The organism is Paracoccus aminophilus JCM 7686 (genome assembly GCF_000444995.1).
In the GTDB taxonomy this organism is placed as follows: domain Bacteria; phylum Pseudomonadota; class Alphaproteobacteria; order Rhodobacterales; family Rhodobacteraceae; genus Paracoccus; species Paracoccus aminophilus.
The window spans coordinates 2235572-2252910 of record NC_022041.1; the positions used below are offsets into that span (position 1 = coordinate 2235572).

The 17339-nt window shown below is 58.7% G+C and carries 15 protein-coding genes and 1 other RNA gene; 9 read left to right on the forward strand and 7 right to left on the reverse strand.

Going from position 1 to position 17339, the window contains the following annotated elements:
• Positions 1-16: 16 nt before the first annotated feature.
• The 5 genes from JCM7686_RS24390 (at position 17) to JCM7686_RS10890 (ending at position 3540) form a co-directional block, all read left to right on the forward strand.
• The gene (locus tag JCM7686_RS24390; RefSeq protein WP_148292609.1) at positions 17-247 is read left to right on the forward strand and encodes a hypothetical protein; all 231 of its coding nucleotides are present in this window, start codon (positions 17-19) and stop codon (positions 245-247) included.
• 468 nt (positions 248-715) lie between these two features.
• Positions 716-1924, forward strand: coding sequence for a flagellin (locus JCM7686_RS10880; protein WP_020950883.1), 1209 nt, complete (start codon positions 716-718; stop codon positions 1922-1924).
• 62 nt (positions 1925-1986) lie between these two features.
• Positions 1987-2343, forward strand: coding sequence for a flagellar biosynthesis regulator FlaF (locus JCM7686_RS23960; protein ID WP_158442355.1), 357 nt, complete (start codon positions 1987-1989; stop codon positions 2341-2343).
• A gap of 5 nt (positions 2344-2348) precedes the next feature.
• Complete coding sequence (locus tag JCM7686_RS10885; RefSeq protein ID WP_020950885.1) at positions 2349-2738, forward strand: flagellar biosynthesis repressor FlbT; 390 nt, start codon at positions 2349-2351, stop codon at positions 2736-2738.
• Between the two features lie 10 nt (positions 2739-2748).
• Positions 2749-3540 (forward strand): DUF1217 domain-containing protein, encoded by a 792-nt coding sequence (locus tag JCM7686_RS10890; protein WP_020950886.1) that lies wholly within the window; start codon positions 2749-2751, stop codon positions 3538-3540.
• Positions 3541-4101: 561 nt separating this feature from the next.
• Here the strand turns inward: JCM7686_RS10890 and JCM7686_RS10895 are convergent.
• The 6 genes from JCM7686_RS10895 to JCM7686_RS10920 all read right to left on the reverse strand — a co-directional run bounded on the left by JCM7686_RS10895 (position 4102) and on the right by JCM7686_RS10920 (position 11752).
• Positions 4102-5337 (reverse strand): glycosyltransferase, encoded by a 1236-nt coding sequence (locus JCM7686_RS10895; RefSeq protein WP_020950887.1) that lies wholly within the window; start codon positions 5335-5337, stop codon positions 4102-4104.
• Entirely contained in the window at positions 5334-6929 is a 1596-nt protein-coding gene (locus JCM7686_RS10900) for an ABC transporter ATP-binding protein (protein ID WP_020950888.1), read from the reverse strand. The genes JCM7686_RS10895 and JCM7686_RS10900 overlap by 4 nt, the downstream gene beginning before the upstream one ends.
• Positions 6926-8032, reverse strand: a complete 1107-nt coding sequence (locus JCM7686_RS10905; RefSeq protein WP_020950889.1) for an ABC transporter permease — start codon at positions 8030-8032, stop codon at positions 6926-6928. The genes JCM7686_RS10900 and JCM7686_RS10905 overlap by 4 nt, the downstream gene beginning before the upstream one ends.
• Positions 8032-9180 carry a microcin C ABC transporter permease YejB gene (locus JCM7686_RS10910; protein WP_020950890.1) on the reverse strand — a complete coding sequence of 383 codons (1149 nt, stop codon included), beginning with the start codon at positions 9178-9180 and terminating at the stop codon, positions 8032-8034. Before JCM7686_RS10910 ends, JCM7686_RS10905 begins: the two co-directional genes overlap by 1 nt.
• A gap of 38 nt (positions 9181-9218) precedes the next feature.
• Entirely contained in the window at positions 9219-11063 is a 1845-nt protein-coding gene (locus JCM7686_RS10915; protein ID WP_020950891.1) for an extracellular solute-binding protein, read from the reverse strand.
• A 137-nt stretch (positions 11064-11200) separates the two neighbouring features.
• Entirely contained in the window at positions 11201-11752 is a 552-nt protein-coding gene (locus tag JCM7686_RS10920; RefSeq protein ID WP_020950892.1) for a c-type cytochrome, read from the reverse strand.
• A 145-nt stretch (positions 11753-11897) separates the two neighbouring features.
• Between JCM7686_RS10920 and JCM7686_RS10925 the strand changes: the two genes are divergently transcribed.
• Positions 11898-12770, forward strand: coding sequence for a prephenate dehydratase (locus JCM7686_RS10925; RefSeq protein ID WP_041527292.1), 873 nt, complete (start codon positions 11898-11900; stop codon positions 12768-12770).
• 96 nt (positions 12771-12866) lie between these two features.
• Here JCM7686_RS10925 and JCM7686_RS10930 read toward each other — a convergent pair whose 3' ends face one another.
• Positions 12867-13325, reverse strand: coding sequence for an SRPBCC family protein (locus JCM7686_RS10930; protein WP_020950894.1), 459 nt, complete (start codon positions 13323-13325; stop codon positions 12867-12869).
• Between the two features lie 179 nt (positions 13326-13504).
• Between JCM7686_RS10930 and JCM7686_RS10935 the strand changes: the two genes are divergently transcribed.
• The 3 genes from JCM7686_RS10935 (at position 13505) to JCM7686_RS10940 (ending at position 17281) form a co-directional block, all read left to right on the forward strand.
• A complete protein-coding gene (locus JCM7686_RS10935; protein ID WP_020950895.1) occupies positions 13505-15355 on the forward strand; it encodes a bifunctional 2',3'-cyclic-nucleotide 2'-phosphodiesterase/3'-nucleotidase in 1851 nt (616 codons plus the stop codon).
• Positions 15356-15403: 48 nt separating this feature from the next.
• An RNA gene (gene ffs, locus JCM7686_RS23965) (signal recognition particle sRNA small type) lies at positions 15404-15500 on the forward strand.
• A 101-nt stretch (positions 15501-15601) separates the two neighbouring features.
• Positions 15602-17281 (forward strand): tyrosine-type recombinase/integrase, encoded by a 1680-nt coding sequence (locus JCM7686_RS10940; RefSeq protein WP_020950896.1) that lies wholly within the window; start codon positions 15602-15604, stop codon positions 17279-17281.
• Positions 17282-17339: the final 58 nt, after the last annotated feature.

Consider the following 17339-nt stretch of genomic DNA (forward strand, 5'->3'; position numbering starts at 1 on the left):
CGCCGAAGGAAGTCAAATGAAAGTTGAAGAAACGCTTAACGTCGGACTGCACCAGAGGAAGGCAACTCCCCCTACAGACCTAGGGCGAGTACTCGGCAGCACTCTTGCGAATACCCTACTAAAGGAGGTCAGCGCGCTCAACACTGTAGGTGGCGTCCGCCAAAGCGAATTCGCAAGCTTCCTGAATGACGCCTATTCCGATCTGATCTCGCAATCTCTTTCACTTCCCATCCATAAGGCTAAGTGATGTGTTAACCGCTCTCGAGAAAGCGAAAGCCGCCATAAAGCGCTTCGATCTAAGTGAAGCACATGCAACGCTCCTAGAGGTGGAGCGCCAACTATCCATGTCGGGCGTGCCGCACCATGAGGTCGAAGAATTTCAACGTAGCTTGAAACAGCTCACTTCCCTGATAGAGTCAGGCATAAGCGGCATTCAGACAGCCAAAGAACATGTCGCCTCTCTAACTGATCAAGTCGGGCGACTCGACATCTATGATCGTCATGGCCGGCTAAATCGAGCGAAACCCGGGAATCCGATAAGTAAGAAATTTTGATTAAAAGCGTCTCGACTATAATCTTGCGAAGTAGATCGGGATCATATTTCAATCTCCATGCCGGAAATCGGCAGATCAGCAGAACGCGACGGTGGAATCACCGATTGGTCAGAAGACCTATTTGACAACGCGGCCAAAGTCCGCTCGATAGGAGACACGAGATGTCCAGTATTCTTACCAACAATGGCGCAATGGTGGCACTTCAGACCTTGAAGTCGATCAATGCCAATTTGAATAAGACTCAAGATGAGATTTCGACTGGCAAGTCGGTTTCTACCGCAAAAGATAACGCCGCAGTTTGGGCGATTTCTAAAGTCATGGAAGCCGAGGTTAGCGGCTTTAAGGCAATTTCGAGCGGCCTCTCTCTCGGCGCATCTGCGGTTGCCACTGCTCGGAATGGCGCAGAGGCCATCACCGATCTCTTGACGCAAATGCGCGACAAGATTGTCACTGCTCAAGGTGTTGCCACTGATCGCGATAAACTTCAGAATGACGTCATCGCTCTTCGGGATCAAATTACAACCGTCATCAAGGGCGCTCAGTTCAAAGGGTTGAACCTTCTGGATGGCTCTGCCGGCGCATCCATCGACGTCCTGTCGTCACTCGATCGGTCGGCAAACGGCGTGACAGCGAGCAGCATTACTGTCAATTCTCAAAACCTGTCGATTGGGCAGTACACAGCGAACGCCGTATTCGGCGCATCTACTGGTGGAGTTTCTGCTGCTGGTGATACCGCTGGTTTCTTCCTTGATGCAGGCGCATCCAATACCATCGAGATCGATGCGGGCGCAATTTTTGCAGCCGGGGATAGCATTTCCGTTACTATTGGTGGAAAAACAGCAAGCTATACCTTTAGTGCCACCGATGTCGCGGCTACTACTCCCTCCGATTTAGGCGCGGTCGGTTTGAAGAATGCGATCGAAAAACTCGGCATCGCGGGCTTGGAAATCGACTTTGACAGCGGAACGCCTGGCACACTGACCCTTACAAACAACGGAACCGACGATCTGAGCGTTACCGCCCAGTATCGAAACGCCGGTGCGGGCGCGCTCGGTCAACTCGCAAACATCAACGTGAGTACTGCGGCGGGAGCTACGACTGCTCTTAATGACATCGAAGCAATGCTTCAGGCCTCTATTTCAGCGGCCGCCGATTTTGGCTCTGCAGGTAAGAGACTTGAGACTCAATCAAACTTCCTGTCGAAACTGACCGATTCACTTACCTCAGGGATCGGTGCAATGGTGGACGCGGATATGGAAGCAACCTCTGCGCGGCTCCAAGCGCTGCAGACTCAGCAACAGCTTGGTATTCAGTCTCTTTCGATTGCGAACCAAGCACCTCAAGCCATCCTATCCCTGTTCCGGGGCTAAGCAGCTAGGGCCGAGCGCATTTTTGCGCTCGGCCATCCACCACTCCTATTAGGATAAGCATGTTGAGTGCGATAGCTAATTTCGGAAAACTTTCATACTTCCGCTCTGCTCCAACAAGAACCACGAGGAACATCGAGCACGACCTCTTTGCCGAGATAACACGAGAACTACTACATGCGAGAGGCGCTAATAACTTCAAAGCATCGATTTCTCCTATTGAGAGAAACTCCTCGCTCTGGGCCCTACTGATAGATGACCTTCTCCTTCCCACGAACAACCTTCCAGCTGAAATCAAAGCAGGAATTCTTTCTCTTGGGATCTTTTCCATAAAATCTGGAACAAAATATCTGTCTGGAGAGGGAACTCTCGACGATATTATTGATATCAATATACGTATAATGAAAGGGCTAAGGAGTTAAGCACTATGGGCGGCCTCATTCTCAGACTAGCTCCGATGGAGAGATTTTTGATAAACGGGGCGGTCATCGAAAACGGTGCAAAACGAACCCAGATCTCGATACGCTCTCCCGATGCTCGAATTTTGCGACTTCGCGACGCGATCCATCCGCGCGACGTCCGCGGCGTGCTGTCAGAAGCTTGCTACACGGTGCAGCTAGTCCTCACCGGAGACTACGAGTACCTGGCCGCCTTTGAGAAGATTATGAACGCCATTATTTACGCGCAAACCCTGGTTAAAGACCAAAATTCAGATATGAAACTCCAAAAAATGCAACTCGCATGGGTCACCAAGGACGTATACCCCGTTCTAAAGGGACTAAAATACTTCCTTGAGCTAGAAAAAACAATCAACTGAGGTCGCGACGATGAGCTTCTCTCCATTCATAGGCAGCGGCGCGTATTTAGGTTGGTCGATTTTAAATCGCAACCTCTCGGCTCAGAAAGGCCGGCTATCGAACAGTCCGGACACCTTACGGGAGCAACTTTACTTTTCCGAGAAATCGAAGAAGACAAACAACATCGACGATCTCCTTTCTGACTACCGAATGCTTCGCTTCGCGCTCACGTCCTTTGGGCTCGAGGGGGACATTTCTAACAAGGCCTTCATAAAGAAGGTGATGACCTCTGATCTAAACGACAATCGAAGCTTCGCCAACAGGTTGGGCGACAAGCGATACGCCGAACTCGCTAAGGAGCTTTCCGGGCTCTCCCGCAACGAGGGCATTTCGCTAGAGGTCAGGAACCAAATTTCAAATAGATATGTAGACAAAAAGTTCGAGACGTTAGTCGGAGAGCAGGACAACAATTTACGCCTCGCACTAAGCGGACGAGCTGAGATTTCACTTATCGCGTCCTCAACCTCTAGCGAATCTACAAAATGGTATCTGACGCTAGCTTCGAAACCACTGAAAGAGATCCTTCTGGGAGCCTTCGGCTTCGACAAGTCCTTCGGCAAACTGCCGCTGGATCGTCAAATCTCCGACCTAAAGGTGAAGATGCAGAAGACTTTCGGCTGCTCTAACATCGAGATTTTTAAGGACGGAGATAATATCGAAAAGCTGATGAAGAACTTCCTTCTTCGCCGACAGTTAGAAGAAGTCAAGAGCGGAATCTCTGATCCCTACGCAACCGCATTAAGTATTCTAAGTCGGCGATAGTGAATCCCTGGCCTCGCCTCGCACCGGAGCGCCTCTCATTTCAAAGGCGGGAGTTCTATCCACCTCTGGCGTTGGGGTATGTTTTGATTTACGTGAGATCAGGTAGATGCGCCGGAACCGGACTGCCGCCACTTCTCTTCGGGCGTGACCTGCTCTCGATCTCGTTCGCGCAGCTACGCTCATTTACGCTCTTTTGAGGTCAGACTGGTTTTTAGATACACCCTGTCGGCCACCGTCGGCTCTTAGGCAATCCAAGTTCTATCGCTTGCCCCGTCGGAAGTACCCTTGCACGCCAGCTGCTAACTACATTGCTCTCCGCAGTACCTTTCGTATAAAGCTATATGTTAACCGAGCGCCAACTTAGCCGACAGATCGATGTCGGTTTCTGCAACGCCTGTTACCAAACATAGCGTTCGGAGATTAGCGCGCCCCCACTGAACGCCCATCCGAGGTTTCCTGATAGAGAGTGTCGAAAACCCAGAACCCGAGGCGGTGGACAGCAGCGAATATACCTATGCAATATGTGCCGACCGCGATGCCAAAGCCTGCTTTTCCGGCTTCTTACGCTAGCTCCGCCCTTTCAGCCGGCCCGAAGCTTTCGACCCACTCCACCAACCGTGGCAATGTGTTTCCTTTGAAATCATAGCCGTCTATGATTTTACGGCGGGCCGCAGCACGGAGACGATCCTCGTTTGGATCTCCGGAGAGCGCTTGAATCAATGCCTGCTCAAGCGCCGGTTGATCGAAATACCCGACAAGACGCCCATTCACGCCGTCGGTGATCAACTCACGCACCGGCGCGGTGTCCGACGCGACAATGTAACAGCCTGCCGACATGGCCTCGGTTAGGGACCAGCTGAGAACGAAGGGCATGGTCAGGTAACAATGAACGCGGGTCACCTGGATCAAGCTCAAATAGGTTTGATAGGCGACGCGCCCCAGAAAATGGATGCGCGAGAGGTCAAGCTGACCGTCGAGCTCGGCCAGAAGCTTTGCTTTCCAGCTGTCCGCATCCGAGGGTTTTCCGCCATAGCTGACTCCATCCCCACCGATCAGAACCACCTGCGCTTCAGGACGGGCGCGCATGACCTCGGGCAGAGCGCGCATGAAGCGATGAAATCCGCGATAAGGCTCAAGCGAGCGCGAGACATAGGAGATCACCTCGTCTCCGGCCCGCAGCACCTGTCCGTTTGGCAGGGTCAGGCTCGCTTCTGGATCTGGCCGCACCAGCGTGGTGTCGATCCCGTCATGGATCACGGTGATCTTCTGGCGCAATTCAGGCGGGAAGGTGCTGGCCTGATATTCCGTAGGCGACAGCCCAGCATCGGCCTGCAGCAAACCCTGGATGAGATGGGCCGAGCGCGCCACCGTCGTCACCCGGCTCTCAAGCGTCGCAGCACTGATTTCCCGATCAAAGCCGACATCATGTCCGCTTGTGTTGTAAAGAAGCTCTGCATAGACGAGCAGTTTCGCTTCCGGCCAAACCTCACGCAGAAACAAGGTCTCGCCCCAGCCGGAATGACCGAAGATCACGTCGGGAATATAGCCGTGCCGCTCGCGCAGCGCACGCGCGCCGCGCGCCGCCAGCCACCCACGCTCGGCATATTCAGAATAGGTTCGGCCCAGCCCTTTTATCTCGACCGGCGCCGGCGACTTGTAGCGCATCACCTGCACCCGCGAGCTGCGCTGGTTCTTCTCATCCGTCAGCCCGATGACATCATGCCCGCGCTCGGCCAAGGCCGGGGCGAGATGAAGAAACTGGCCGGGAAAATTCTGATGGACGAAAAGTATCTTCACCTGTCGTGATCCCGGAAAGCCGCAGCGAGGAGGTTGCGGGTGTAATCTTGCACGGGAGCGTTAAAAATCTGTTCAGTCGTCCCCTGCTCAATGACCTCGCCGATGCGCATAACCATGATCTGATGAGCCATGGCGCGCACGACCCGCAGATCGTGGCTGATGAAGAGGAAGGTCAGCCCATGCTTTTCCTGCAGACCGCGCAAGAGCTCGACGATCTGGACCTGCACCGTCACATCCAGCGCCGAGGTCGGCTCGTCGAGCACCACCACCTTCGGGCGCAGGATCATCGCGCGGGCGATCGCAATCCTCTGGCGCTGCCCGCCCGAGAACTCATGCGGGTAGCGATGCATCGCCTCGGGGCTCAGGCCGACCTCCTGCATGATCTCGGCCACCATTTCACGCCGGTCGCGGCCCGGCTCGACCCCGTGTACGCCCAAGCCTTCGGCGATGATCTGCTCGACGGTCATGCGCGGCGACAGGCTGCCATAGGGGTCCTGAAAGACGATCTGCATGTCCCGGCGCAGGCGGCGCAGCTGGCGCGCAGGCCAATGGCTGATGTCCTGGCCCATGTAAAGGATCGGCCCCTCGCTTTCGATCAGCCGCATGATCGCCAGCGCGAGCGTGGTCTTGCCCGAGCCGGATTCGCCGACGATGCCAAGCGTCTCGCCCGCCCGCACCGAAAGCGTCGCGCCGTTGACCGCCTTGATATGGCCGGTGACCCGGCGCAGAAAGCCGCGCTTGATCGGGAACCAGACCTTGAGATCGCGGGTCTCGACGGTGACCGGGGCATCCGGCGCAAGCGGGCGCGCGCGCCCCTGCGGCTGGGCCGCGAGCAGCTTTTTCGTATAGGGATGCTGGGGCGCGGCGAAGACCTCGGCGGCCGGACCCTGTTCGACAATCTCGCCATCCTTCATCACGCAAACGCGGTCGGCGATCCGACGCACCAGCGCGAGATCATGGCTGATGAAGAGCATCGACAGCCCTTCGCTGCGCTTGAGCTCGGCCAGCAGATCTATGATCTGCGCCTGAATCGTGACGTCGAGCGCCGTCGTCGGCTCATCCGCGATCAGAAGCTCGGGCTGATTGGCCAAAGCCATGGCGATCATAATGCGCTGGCGCTGCCCGCCCGAGAATTGGTGGGGAAAGTCATTCAGCCGCTCGGCCGCATCACGGATCCCGACCTTGTCGAGCAGCTCGACGATCCGCGCCTTGGCCGCCTCGCCGCGCAGACCCTGATGAAGCTGCAGACTTTCCTCGAGCTGCTTTTGCAAGGTGTGGAGCGGATTGAGCGAGGTCATCGGCTCTTGGAAGATGAAGCTGATGTCATTGCCGCGCACGCCACGCAGCACCGCATCCGGCGCGCCGATCAGCTCGCGCCCGTCATAGCGGACCGAGCCCTCTACCTGTGCCGCCTCGCCCAGCAGACGGACGGTGCTCAGCGCCGTCACCGATTTGCCCGAACCGGATTCACCGACCAGCGCGACCGTCTCGCCCTTGCCGACCTCAAAGCTCACGCCTTTGACCGCAGGCAGGGTCTGTCCGTCCTGACGGAAGCTGATCCGCAGGTTCTCGACGCGCAGCACCGAAGTCATTTGAAGGTCTTTCTGGGATCGAAGGCGTCACGGATGCCTTCGAAGACGAAGACCAGAAGCGACAGCATGATGGCGAAGGTGAAGAAGGCGGTGAAGGCCAACCAGGGCGCCTGAAGGTTCTGCTTGGCCTGTAGCGCAAGCTCGCCAAGCGAGGGCGCCGAGGCGGGCAGACCATAGCCAAGATAGTCAAGCGCGGCGAGGCCCGAGATCGTCCCGGTCACCACGAAAGGCAGCATGGTCAGCGTCGCGACCATGGCATTGGGCAGGATATGGCGGAACATGATGACGCGGTCGCTGACGCCAAGCGCGCGCGCCGCGCGGACATATTCAAAGTTCCGCGCGCGCAGGAACTCGGCGCGCACCACGCCAACCAAAGCGGGCCAGCCAAAGAGGATGGTCACGAAAACCAGCAACCAGAAGCTACGCCCAAGGATCGCGAAAAGGATGATAATGACGTAAAGTGAAGGAGTTGACGACCATATCTCAAGCAATCTCTGAAAGATGAGATCGGTGCGTCCGCCGAAATAGCCCTGCACCGCCCCCGCCGCGATCCCGAGGACCGAGCTCACCAGTGTTACGATCAGCGTGAACATGATCGAGAGGCGGAAGCCATAGATGACGCGGGCCAGAACATCGCGGGTGGTGTCATCCGTGCCCAGCCAATGGGTCGCATCGGGCGCACTGGGCGCCGTGCCGACATTGTTGATCGTCTGATAGCTGAAGGGGATCGGCGGCCAGATCATCCAGCCCTTCTCAACCGGCTCTCCGGCGACCTTGCCGGTCTCGGCGGCCTCTTTCATCACGCCTGCGGGATCGTCCCAGCACTCCTCGCGCCCGCCGGTGTTGATCAGGCATTGCACGCCGGGATCGGTATAGATTGCCTCGGTTCCGACATCTCCACCAAAGGCGGTTTCGGGATAGAAGCGATAGATCGGGAAATGCAGCGTGCCCTTGTAGCTCAGGACGATCGGGCGATCATTGGCCACGAGCTCGGCGAAAAGCGAGACCGCAAAGAGGATGGAGAAGAGAATCAGCGACCAATAGGCGCGGCGATTGCGGCGGAAGTTGCGCAGCCGGCGGCGGTTGAGCTCGGAAAGCGCCATCAGCCCGCCCTCTTCTCGAAATCAATGCGCGGATCGACCAACACATACATCAGATCCGACAGGATGCCGACGATCAGCCCGAGCAGGCCAAAGACGTAAAGCGTGCCGAAGATCACCGGGTAATCGCGCTGCACCGCCGCCTCAAAGCCCAGACGCCCCAACCCATCGAGCGAGAAGATCGTTTCAATCAGGATCGAGGCGCCGAAGAAGACGCCGAGAAACAGCGCGGGAAAGCCTGCGATCACGATCAGCATCGCATTGCGGAAGACATGGCCGTAGAGCACGCGCCGCTCGGTCAGGCCCTTGGCGCGGGCGGTCATCACATATTGCTTGTTGATCTCGTCAAGGAAGCTGTTCTTGGTCAGCAGCGTCAGCGTCGCGAAGCTCGAAATCGTGGTCGCGATCACCGGCAAGGTAATATGCCACAGATAGTCGCCGATTTTGCCGAGCGTCGAGAGATCGCTGAAGTTGTCGCTGGTCAGCCCGCGCAGCGGGAAGATTTTCCAGTAGGACCCGCCCGCGAACAGCACCATCAGGACCACGCCGAAGAGGAAGGCCGGGATCGCATAGGCAATGATGATCGCGCCCGAGGTCCAGGTGTCGAAGGCCGTGCCCGCCTTGACCGCCTTGCGGATGCCAAGCGGGATCGAGATCACATAGGCCAGCAGCGTCGACCACAGGCCAAGCGAGATCGACACCGGCATTTTCTCGATCACCAGATCGGTGACCGAGATCGAGCGGAAGAAGCTCGTCCCGAAATCGAAGCGCAGATAATTGCCCAACATGATGAAGAAGCGATGAAAGGCGCTGATCTTCTCTTTGTGGCAATCGGGTGATTTCAGGCTTGGCTCGCCCTGATGGCTTGGCGTGCAGACGAGTTTCGAAAAGCCCATCTGGACTTCCAACTGGTCGAGCAGCTCGGGCGGGATGCCGCGCGCGCCCGCATATTCGGTCGATTGCGCGGATTGCCCGGCATCTCCGCCGCCGCCCGAGAGATTGCGCAACGCATCCCCCTCGCCCTGGATCTTGGCGATGATCTGTTCGATCGGGCCGCCGGGCACGAATTGGGTCAGCGCGAAATTGACCAACATGATTCCGAAAAGGGTCGGAATGATCAGCAGCAGACGCCGCGACAGATAGGCCAGCATTCCTGCTTACGTCCTCGCCCTGTTTTTGCGAAAACCTCTCAGCGCAGCGCGCCGGAGGCCTTCAACTTTTGCGCTTTATCGGCGTCGAACCACCAGAAATCAAGCTCGCCCAGAGCATAGGGCGGCAGGGTCTCTGGGTGGGCATATTGATCGTAATAGGCCAGATTGTAATTCGGCGAATAATATTGCGGCACCCAGAAGCGCAGGCTGCGCAAAGCGCGATCAAGCGCACGGGTGCGGTCGGTCATCTCTTGCTGAGTGGAGGCCGCAATCACCTGATCGACCAGACTGTCAATCGCGGGATTGGCCAGCCCCATCGGGTTGAACTCGCCCTGCGCCGAGTCGGATTTGAACATCTGCTCCAGATCGGCGCCGGGCATGAGATCGGTGGAAATCACATCGGTGATGATGTCGAAATCAAAGCTGCGCTCGCGCGTGGTCATCTGCGCATCATCGACATTGGTCAGGACCGCATCAATGCCCGCCGCGCGCAGGTTCTGGACATAGGGGTTGATGATGCGCTCGAACTGTTTGTTGTCGTTGAGGAATTCGACCTTCAGCGTCTCGCCCTTGTCATTGCGCCGCATCCCGTCCGAGCCGGTTTTCCAGCCTGCCGCATCCAGCAGCGCATTGGCTTGACGCAGGTTCTTGCGGTCAAGCTGGCGCTCTCCGCTGATCGGCGCGGTCACGGCATCCTCGGTCAGCACGCCCTCGGGCAGATCCTTGGCCAGAGGCGTCAGAAGCGCCAGCTCAGCCGGGCTTGCCACCCCGGTCGCGGCAAGATCGCTGTTGTCCCAGAAGGAGTTGACGCGCTTGTAGAGCCCGTAGAACAGCGTCTGGTTGGCCCATTCGAAGTTGAAGAGCAGCGAGATCGCCTCGCGCACGCGGATGTCTTGGAACTTCTCGCGCCGCAGGTTGAAGACAAAGCCCTGCGTTTGAGCCTTGTTGCCTTTGGCGAGCGTGTCCTTGATCACCGACCCGTTCTTGAGGCCGGGAAAATCATAGCCCGTCGCCCAGCTCAGAGCCGAGTTTTCATTGCGGAACGTATATTCGCCGGATTTGAACGCCTCGAAGGCGCTGTCGGAATCGCCGAAATATTCGATGCGGATGCGATCAAAGTTCGAGCGGCCCTTGTTGATCGCCAGATCCTGGCCCCAGTAATCCGGGTTGCGCTTATAGATGATCGTGCGGCCAATATCGGCGCGGTCGAACATATAGGGCCCCGAGCCGAGATAGGGCACCGAGCTGCTCGCCGAAAAATCGCGCTTGTTCTTCTCGAAATCGGCGCGCGAAAAGATCGGCAGCGAGCCGACCGATTGAATGAGGTCGCGGCGCGGGTAGTTCGGCAGGAAGGTGAATTTGATGTGGTGATCGTCGATGACCTCGGCCTTTTCGACCTGCTGGGCGATCACGGTGCGGAAGGAGGACAGGCCCTGATCGCGCAAGGTCTCAAAGGAGAACAGCACATCCTGCGCGGTGAGCGGTGTGCCATCCGAGAATTTCGCCTCGGGCCGCATCGAGAAGATCACCCAGTCGCGGCTTGCGGGATATTCGATCTTGTCGCAGATCAGGCAATAGGCGGTCCCGACCTCATCGGCGACGCCGGTCATCAGGCTTTCGAGCATACTGCTCGACAAAAGCGCGGCGCGGCCCTTGATCGAAAACGGGTTGTAGCTGTCGAACGAACCCAGCCACCACTCCGAGATCTCGCCACCTTTCGGCGCATCGGGATTGACGTAATCGAGATGGGCGAAATCGGCGGGCAGCTTCAGCGGCTCGTTGAAGACCGAAATGCCGTGCGAGGTGATGGTCGCGTCCTCTGCCAATGCCGGGCCAATCAGAACAAGGGTGGCAAGCGGGGCAAGCAGAGAAGCATAGCGCATCGGCGAAGGGTCCTGTCTGGTTCGGTTCGGCTACGGTAACGATCAGGCCCGCTGGTTCAAGATGCATTTGCGTGAACGAAAAAGCGCGGAGGTTTCCCTCCGCGCTGCATTCCCGTTCTGACCTGGCCGGATGTGGCTTACTGCAGGGTCGAAAGGTATTTGATCAGGTTGGCGCGATCCTCGACCTTCGGCAGACCGGCGAAGGACATCTTGGTGCCCGGGACGGCTTTCTTGGGGTTGTTGAGGAAATGCGACAGCGCCTCGGGCGTCCAATCGGGCGCTTCATCGGCGTGTTTCTTCATCGCGTCATCGTAGTTGAACCCGGCAACGCTGGCGACCGCGCGGCCGACAACGCCGTCGAGATGCGGGCCGGTGCCGTTCGAGCCGTCGATCTTGTGGCAGGCCTTGCACTTGCCGAAGACTTTCTCGCCGGCAGCCGCATCGGCCGAGGCATAGGCTGCGTCGAAAGCTGCGGCTTCTGCGGCGGCATCATCCCCGGCGGAAGCTTTGTCGCCACCCGCGCTCTCGGTCACGGCGACGGTATAGGCCTGAGCATGTTCGCCCTCACCGCCATGCTCTGACGAACCGACATGGTAAAGGCCCGAGGCCCCCCATGCGACCAGCAAAAGAAACAGAAGCGGAGCGATGATTGCCCCAGCCGCTTTGGTGATGGTCATCGTATTGAACATGTCTGCGGGTTCCCTCTGCGGTCTGTCCGTGGAATTGCGCTGTATCTATCCGCTTTTGTTTCGACTGATCAAGGTATAGATCACGGGGCCGCGACGTATTGGGGGCGCGATGTTGCCCTCTCGGCACGCGACATCGGAGGATCGGATGACCAAGAACGTGATTGCCTTTCAGGGCGAACTGGGCGCTTACAGCCACCAAGCCTGCCGGATCTCGCGTCCGGACATGGATGTGTTGCCCTGTCGGACCTTTGAGGATGTCATCGAGGCCGTCCGCAGCCATCAGGCCGAACTCGCCATGCTTCCGGTCGAAAACTCGACCTATGGCCGGGTCGCCGACATCCATCACCTGCTTCCGGCGAGCGGCCTTCACATCATCGACGAAGCCTTCGTGCGCGTCCATATCAGCCTTCTCGGCGTGCCCGGCGCAACGCTTGGCGATATCCGCGAGGCGATGAGCCATACGGTTTTGCTGGGCCAATGCCGGAAATTCCTGCGCGCCCATTCGATCCTGCCGCTGACCGGCACCGATACCGCAGGCTCTGCGATGGAGGTCGCGCAGCGGGGTGAGCCTGCGCTGGCCGCGCTCGCCTCTCCGATCGCGGGCGAGATCTATGGCCTCGACGAGCTGGCCCATGAGATCGAGGACTTCAAGAACAACACCACCCGTTTTCTGGTCATGTCGCGCGAGCCGGTCCGGGCGCGCCGCCTCAATGCCGAGGGTGGCGGGCTGATGATGACGAGCTTCGTCTTCCGCGTCCGCAACATCCCGGCGGCGCTTTACAAGGCGATGGGCGGCTTTGCGACCAATGGCGTCAACATGACCAAGCTGGAAAGCTATATGGTCGACGGCCAGTTCATTGCCACGCAGTTTTATGCCGATATCGAGGGCCATCCCGAAGATCCAAACGTCGCCCGCGCCTTGGAAGAGCTCGATTATTTCACCTCGAGCATGGATATTCTTGGCGTCTATCCCGCCGATCCGTTGCGCCTGCGCCAGAAGGCCGAACAAACCGACTGAGGCTTTGCCGCCGCTCGGAAAATGCGCCCGAAACGAAAGGGGCGGCGGATCAACCCGCCGCCCCTTTTCATCTGCCCACCCCGGCTTAGGCGCCGTTCAGGCCGCCGCCCGGGTCACATCGCCCAGAAGCTCGGCAATCCGCAGATCGAATTTCCGGTCGAGCTGACCTTTGCCAAGCTTGGCGGTCTGCAAGAGCAGCCGCGCCCGCATCGAGCGTGGCCGCACGTCGATCTGCATGTTCAGACGCGACTTGGTCGGCGTCAGCGCGACGATCGCCATATCAATCGAGATTTCGAACAGCTCGGACTGGCCCTCGATCGCAATCAGCTCGGGCCGGTCGAAGCGCACGACATCAAGGCGCATGTTGCGGCGCTTGCCACGCCAATCGAAAGACAGCTCCCAGCCGCGACCCACGCCCGGTTCGCTGCGCGGATCAATCCTGCGCACGACCACACCTCGACGCGTCATCAGTCGTTCAAGTCGGTCGAAATCTGCAAGAAAATCGAACAACTGCTCTGAAGCGAGATCAGTGTCCTGACGGGTCGAAAATTTCATTCTCGGTAGCCTTGAGTATGTCGCTTGTAGTGAAAAACCTTCGGTAGCGGGCCTGTCGCGAATCGGCCTCTTCTCCCGTCAGCCTTGATTTGAAAAGCAGCGTTAAAAGAAACAAAGAGCGCTTGAACAGACCTCAAGCTCGTTGCACCTTACAGCCACAAGTTGAATGGGCCAAGAGGATGCCTCAAACCGAGCCGAAATTCCCGGTCGATCTGCGGATTCTGACAACGACCGATCTGCATATGAAACTCTGCGCCCCCGGGGGTGTTGAAGGCGCGAATCTCGGGGAAACCGGACTTGCCGCCGTGGCGGGACTTATCGAGGAAGAGCGTTCAACCTGCTGGAACAGCCTTCTTTTCGACAATGGTGACTTTCTTCAGGGCACCCCCACCGGCGACTATCTGGCGAATCTGCCTGCGACCCGGGCAGAGGGTGCTCATCCGATGATCGCGGCGATGAATGCGCTTGGCTTTGATGCCTGCACCCTTGGCAATCACGACTTCGCGTTCGGCAGCGCTTTTTTGCGCAAAAGTCTGCGTCATGCACGTTTCGGCGTCGTGTCGAGCAACCTTAGATTGAAGTTCCCAGAACGGATTCAGCGTAGCCTGATTTTGACGCGCGCGTTTCGCGACCGTTCGGGGGTAAGCCACCAGCTGCGGATCGGCGTGGTCGGCGTCTTGCCGACCCAGACCACCGACTGGGACGCAGCTTTGCGCAGCACGATCAGCGTCAGCGATATGGCCGAGGCCCTGCGCATCGAAATCGCCGCTTTGCGCGCGCGTCAGGCCGATCTCATCGTGCTTCTCGCCCATAGCGGCATCGGTGCGGCCGACTACCGTCCGGGCATGGAGAACGCGGCCACCGCGCTTGCCGCAGTTGATGGCATTGATGTCGTCATCGCGGGCCACACCCATCTGGTTTTCCCCTCGCCTGATTTCGCCGGGTGTAGCCCCGACACCGCGATTGATTCCGAACAGGGCACGCTCTTTGGCAAACCCGCCGTCATGGCCGGGTTCTGGGGCTCGCATCTTGGCGTGATCGCGCTCGAGCTGCATCATGACGGTGCGCGTTGGCGCATTGCCCGACATACGAGCACCGCCCGCCCGACGCAAAATGCGCCCCCCCATGAGCGGCTGCGCCAGATCGCGGCTCCGACCCAGCTTGCCAGCGCGCGCCATTTCTCGCGCAAGCTGGCGCGGCTTGAACACCCCACCCACAGCTATTTCGCGCTTCTCGGCCAAGATGCCGGGCTGCGTCTGATCGCGCAGGCACAGCGCTGGCACGCCAAACGTCAGTTGCGGGGCACGCGCTACAGCAGCCTGCCGATTCTCTCGGTGGTTTCGCCCGCGCGGGCGGGTGGCCGGGCGGGTCCGGGCCATTATACGGCGATCGCGCCGGGGCCTTTGAGCCTGCACCATCTGGCTGATCTCTATCCTTTCGCGAACCGGCTTCAGGCGATAGAGATGACGGGCGCCGAGCTCGCCGACTGGCTTGAGCGGGCGGCGACCAAGTTTCTCCAGCTCCGCCCCGGAGCGGCCGATCAGCCGCTCATCGACCCGCGTTTCCCGACCTATAATTTCGACGTAATCGACGGGCTGTCCTGGGAGATCGACCTGAGCCAACCCGCCCGCTACAGCCCCGCGGGCGCGCTTTTCCACCCCGAGGCCGCGCGGATCCGCGAGATTTCGCATTTTGGCCGGATCATCGAACCGAACGACCCATTCTTGCTGGTCACCAACAGCTACCGGCTGTCGCGGGCCGGTCCCTATGCCGGGCTGACGCTCGACAAGCCGGTGCTGCTCGACGACGGGCGACGCACCCGCGATATCTTGCGCCGCTATGTCACCGCGGAACGCAAACTGGCGCCCGCGGCCGAGAATGGCTGGCGCTTTCGCGCCATGCCGGGCACCACGGTTCTCTTCGACACCGCGACCGAGGCCGCCAGCCATCTTGCTGAAATCGCCGCCTTCCGCCCTGAGGATCTGGGCGTGACCGAGAGCGGGCTTCTGCGGCTGCGACTTTCGCTCTGACGCGTCACGGGGGTTGCATCTGTCACGCCGCCGTCTTATCTAAGCGGCGAGAGGTTGGCGCGGGTGAGCGCCTCGCCAACCCGGTCAGGTCCGGAAGGAAGCAGCCGTAACGAGACCCGCTTGGGTCGTTGTCCAGCCTCTCACCTCGTTTTCACCCAAACCATTGGCACTAAAGAAAACCCTTGCTTTGCTGGGGTTAGTGCCGTTTTTGGTTCCAGTTTTGGTGCCAGAATTGGGGGTTGGCGGATGGCTGGTAACGACCGACATTGGAAGGAAAAGGGTGGCCGATTCTACGCCCGCATGGCGGTCCCTGTCGCGCTACAACCGATCCTAGGCAAGACCGAGCTAACCGCCCCTCTTGGTGCCGACCGACGCGAGGCGAAACGGGCGCTGGCCTCTGCCGTCGCGGCGCTACAAGCACAGATCAGCCACGCTAAAGGCATCGCTACCCTTCGCGAGCCTCTACCCCATCGCCCTACGATCACGACGCAGGATTATGGTATTGCGGTCTGGCGTCGTTACATGGCGATGCTGGCCGAGGATGAGGCAAAGCGTGATCGCCTGCCGACCCCTGCCGCTATCGAGGCGGAAAAGGCCAAGCTGGTGCGACGTTTCCAGCGAAACGGCATCCCCGATGACCCTCTGGCCGTGGTTGAGCAATCGCTTGACCTGCTGGTAATGCGGAATGCTAAAGCGTTCGACAAAAACGCCCGCGAAGCCCGGCTCGACGCTCTACGCCGAGAACTGGCCGAGAACAAAACCCATCAGGTTGAGCATGAGATTGATGAATACCTGAATCAGCACGGGCTTGCCGCTCCGGCTGGATCAGCCGAGCGCGTCACGCTCGCGAAACATCTCATGCGCGCCGAGATCGAAGCCTTGAACCGCACGCTTGAGCGCGACAAAGGCGATTATACAGGAAGGCCGAGCGATCCAATCGTTAAAGCGCCGGCAGCAAAAACAGAGGCTCTGCCGCCTGTTGATATCGAATTCCTCTGGCGGGACTATGTGACGTATCGCAAGACTCTCGGTTATATGAAGGACGGCGGGCGCAGACAGTTTCTGCCGATCCAAAGCCTATTGGATCACCTAAGCTATCGGGATGCCCGCCGAACCACGAAGGCAGATCTCAGGAAATGGCAAGAGGCCGCGAGCCAAAAGTTCTCAGCCGGAACCATGCGCAAGGTCTATGTGCCGACAGTCAAGGCGCTCTTCCGATGGGCGCATGATACAGATCGCATTGAACAGAACCCCGCTGCTTCCCTCCGGGTGGACGCCCAGAAGGTTGTGAGGTTGCGCGAGAAGGGTTTCAAGGACGAAGAGGCCGAGACGCTGCTTCAGTTCGTCCGAGCTTATGAACCGCTGGTTCCGTTTCATGGCAAGGTGCTTGAGGGGCCGAGGATGAGCGCTGCTAAGCGTTGGGCCTCTTTGATCGCCGCGCATACCGGGGCGCGCATTGGCGAAATCACTCAGCTACGGCGCGAGGACTTCCGCGAAGAGCTTGGCTCTGTCGTCATTCGCATCAGTCCCGAGTCAGGCACGACCAAGACGGGCGACTTCCGTGACGTTCCGCTTCACCCTCAACTGATTGAGCTTGGCCTGATGCAGTATGTCGAAACCATCGCCTCCGGCCCGATCTTCACCAACGAGACGAAACCGGAGAAATACCGTTACGCTGCCTCGAAGGTTGCGAACCGCATTAGTGACTGGTTACAGCGCGAGAAGCTTGTTCCTGATGGCGTTTGGCCGTCGCACGGCTTCCGGCACGCCTTCAAGACCCGAGGGCGCGAAGCTGGTATACAGGATCGGATTTTAGATGCCCTCCAAGGCCATGCCGCCAAAAGCGTTGGCGATGCCTACGGTGATGTAACGTTGCGGACAAAGATCGCCGCAATAGCCAAGATGCCGAGTTACAAGCTTACCTAGCTAAGTCTACTAAACTAAGCCGTTGACGGACTCGCCTTGCTGTGGCAATATTGCAACA

Excerpts from the sequence above, each read along its gene's own strand:
- JCM7686_RS10905 (WP_020950889.1), bottom strand. The coding sequence starts at position 8,032 with ATGGCGCTTTCCGAGCTCAACCGCCGCCGGCTGCGCAACTTCCGCCGC.
- JCM7686_RS10935 (WP_020950895.1), top strand. The coding sequence starts at position 13,505 with ATGCCTCAAACCGAGCCGAAATTCCCGGTCGATCTGCGGATTCTGACA.
- JCM7686_RS10910 (WP_020950890.1), bottom strand. The coding sequence starts at position 9,180 with ATGCTGGCCTATCTGTCGCGGCGTCTGCTGCTGATCATTCCGACCCTT.
- JCM7686_RS10900 (WP_020950888.1), bottom strand. The coding sequence starts at position 6,929 with ATGACTTCGGTGCTGCGCGTCGAGAACCTGCGGATCAGCTTCCGTCAG.
- JCM7686_RS10885 (WP_020950885.1), top strand. The coding sequence starts at position 2,349 with ATGGGCGGCCTCATTCTCAGACTAGCTCCGATGGAGAGATTTTTGATA.
- JCM7686_RS10930 (WP_020950894.1), bottom strand. The coding sequence starts at position 13,325 with ATGAAATTTTCGACCCGTCAGGACACTGATCTCGCTTCAGAGCAGTTG.
- JCM7686_RS10925 (WP_041527292.1), top strand. The coding sequence starts at position 11,898 with ATGACCAAGAACGTGATTGCCTTTCAGGGCGAACTGGGCGCTTACAGC.
- JCM7686_RS10915 (WP_020950891.1), bottom strand. The coding sequence starts at position 11,063 with ATGCGCTATGCTTCTCTGCTTGCCCCGCTTGCCACCCTTGTTCTGATT.
- JCM7686_RS10940 (WP_020950896.1), top strand. The coding sequence starts at position 15,602 with ATGGCTGGTAACGACCGACATTGGAAGGAAAAGGGTGGCCGATTCTAC.
- JCM7686_RS24390 (WP_148292609.1), top strand. The coding sequence starts at position 17 with ATGAAAGTTGAAGAAACGCTTAACGTCGGACTGCACCAGAGGAAGGCA.
- JCM7686_RS10880 (WP_020950883.1), top strand. The coding sequence starts at position 716 with ATGTCCAGTATTCTTACCAACAATGGCGCAATGGTGGCACTTCAGACC.
- JCM7686_RS10890 (WP_020950886.1), top strand. The coding sequence starts at position 2,749 with ATGAGCTTCTCTCCATTCATAGGCAGCGGCGCGTATTTAGGTTGGTCG.
- JCM7686_RS10920 (WP_020950892.1), bottom strand. The coding sequence starts at position 11,752 with ATGTTCAATACGATGACCATCACCAAAGCGGCTGGGGCAATCATCGCT.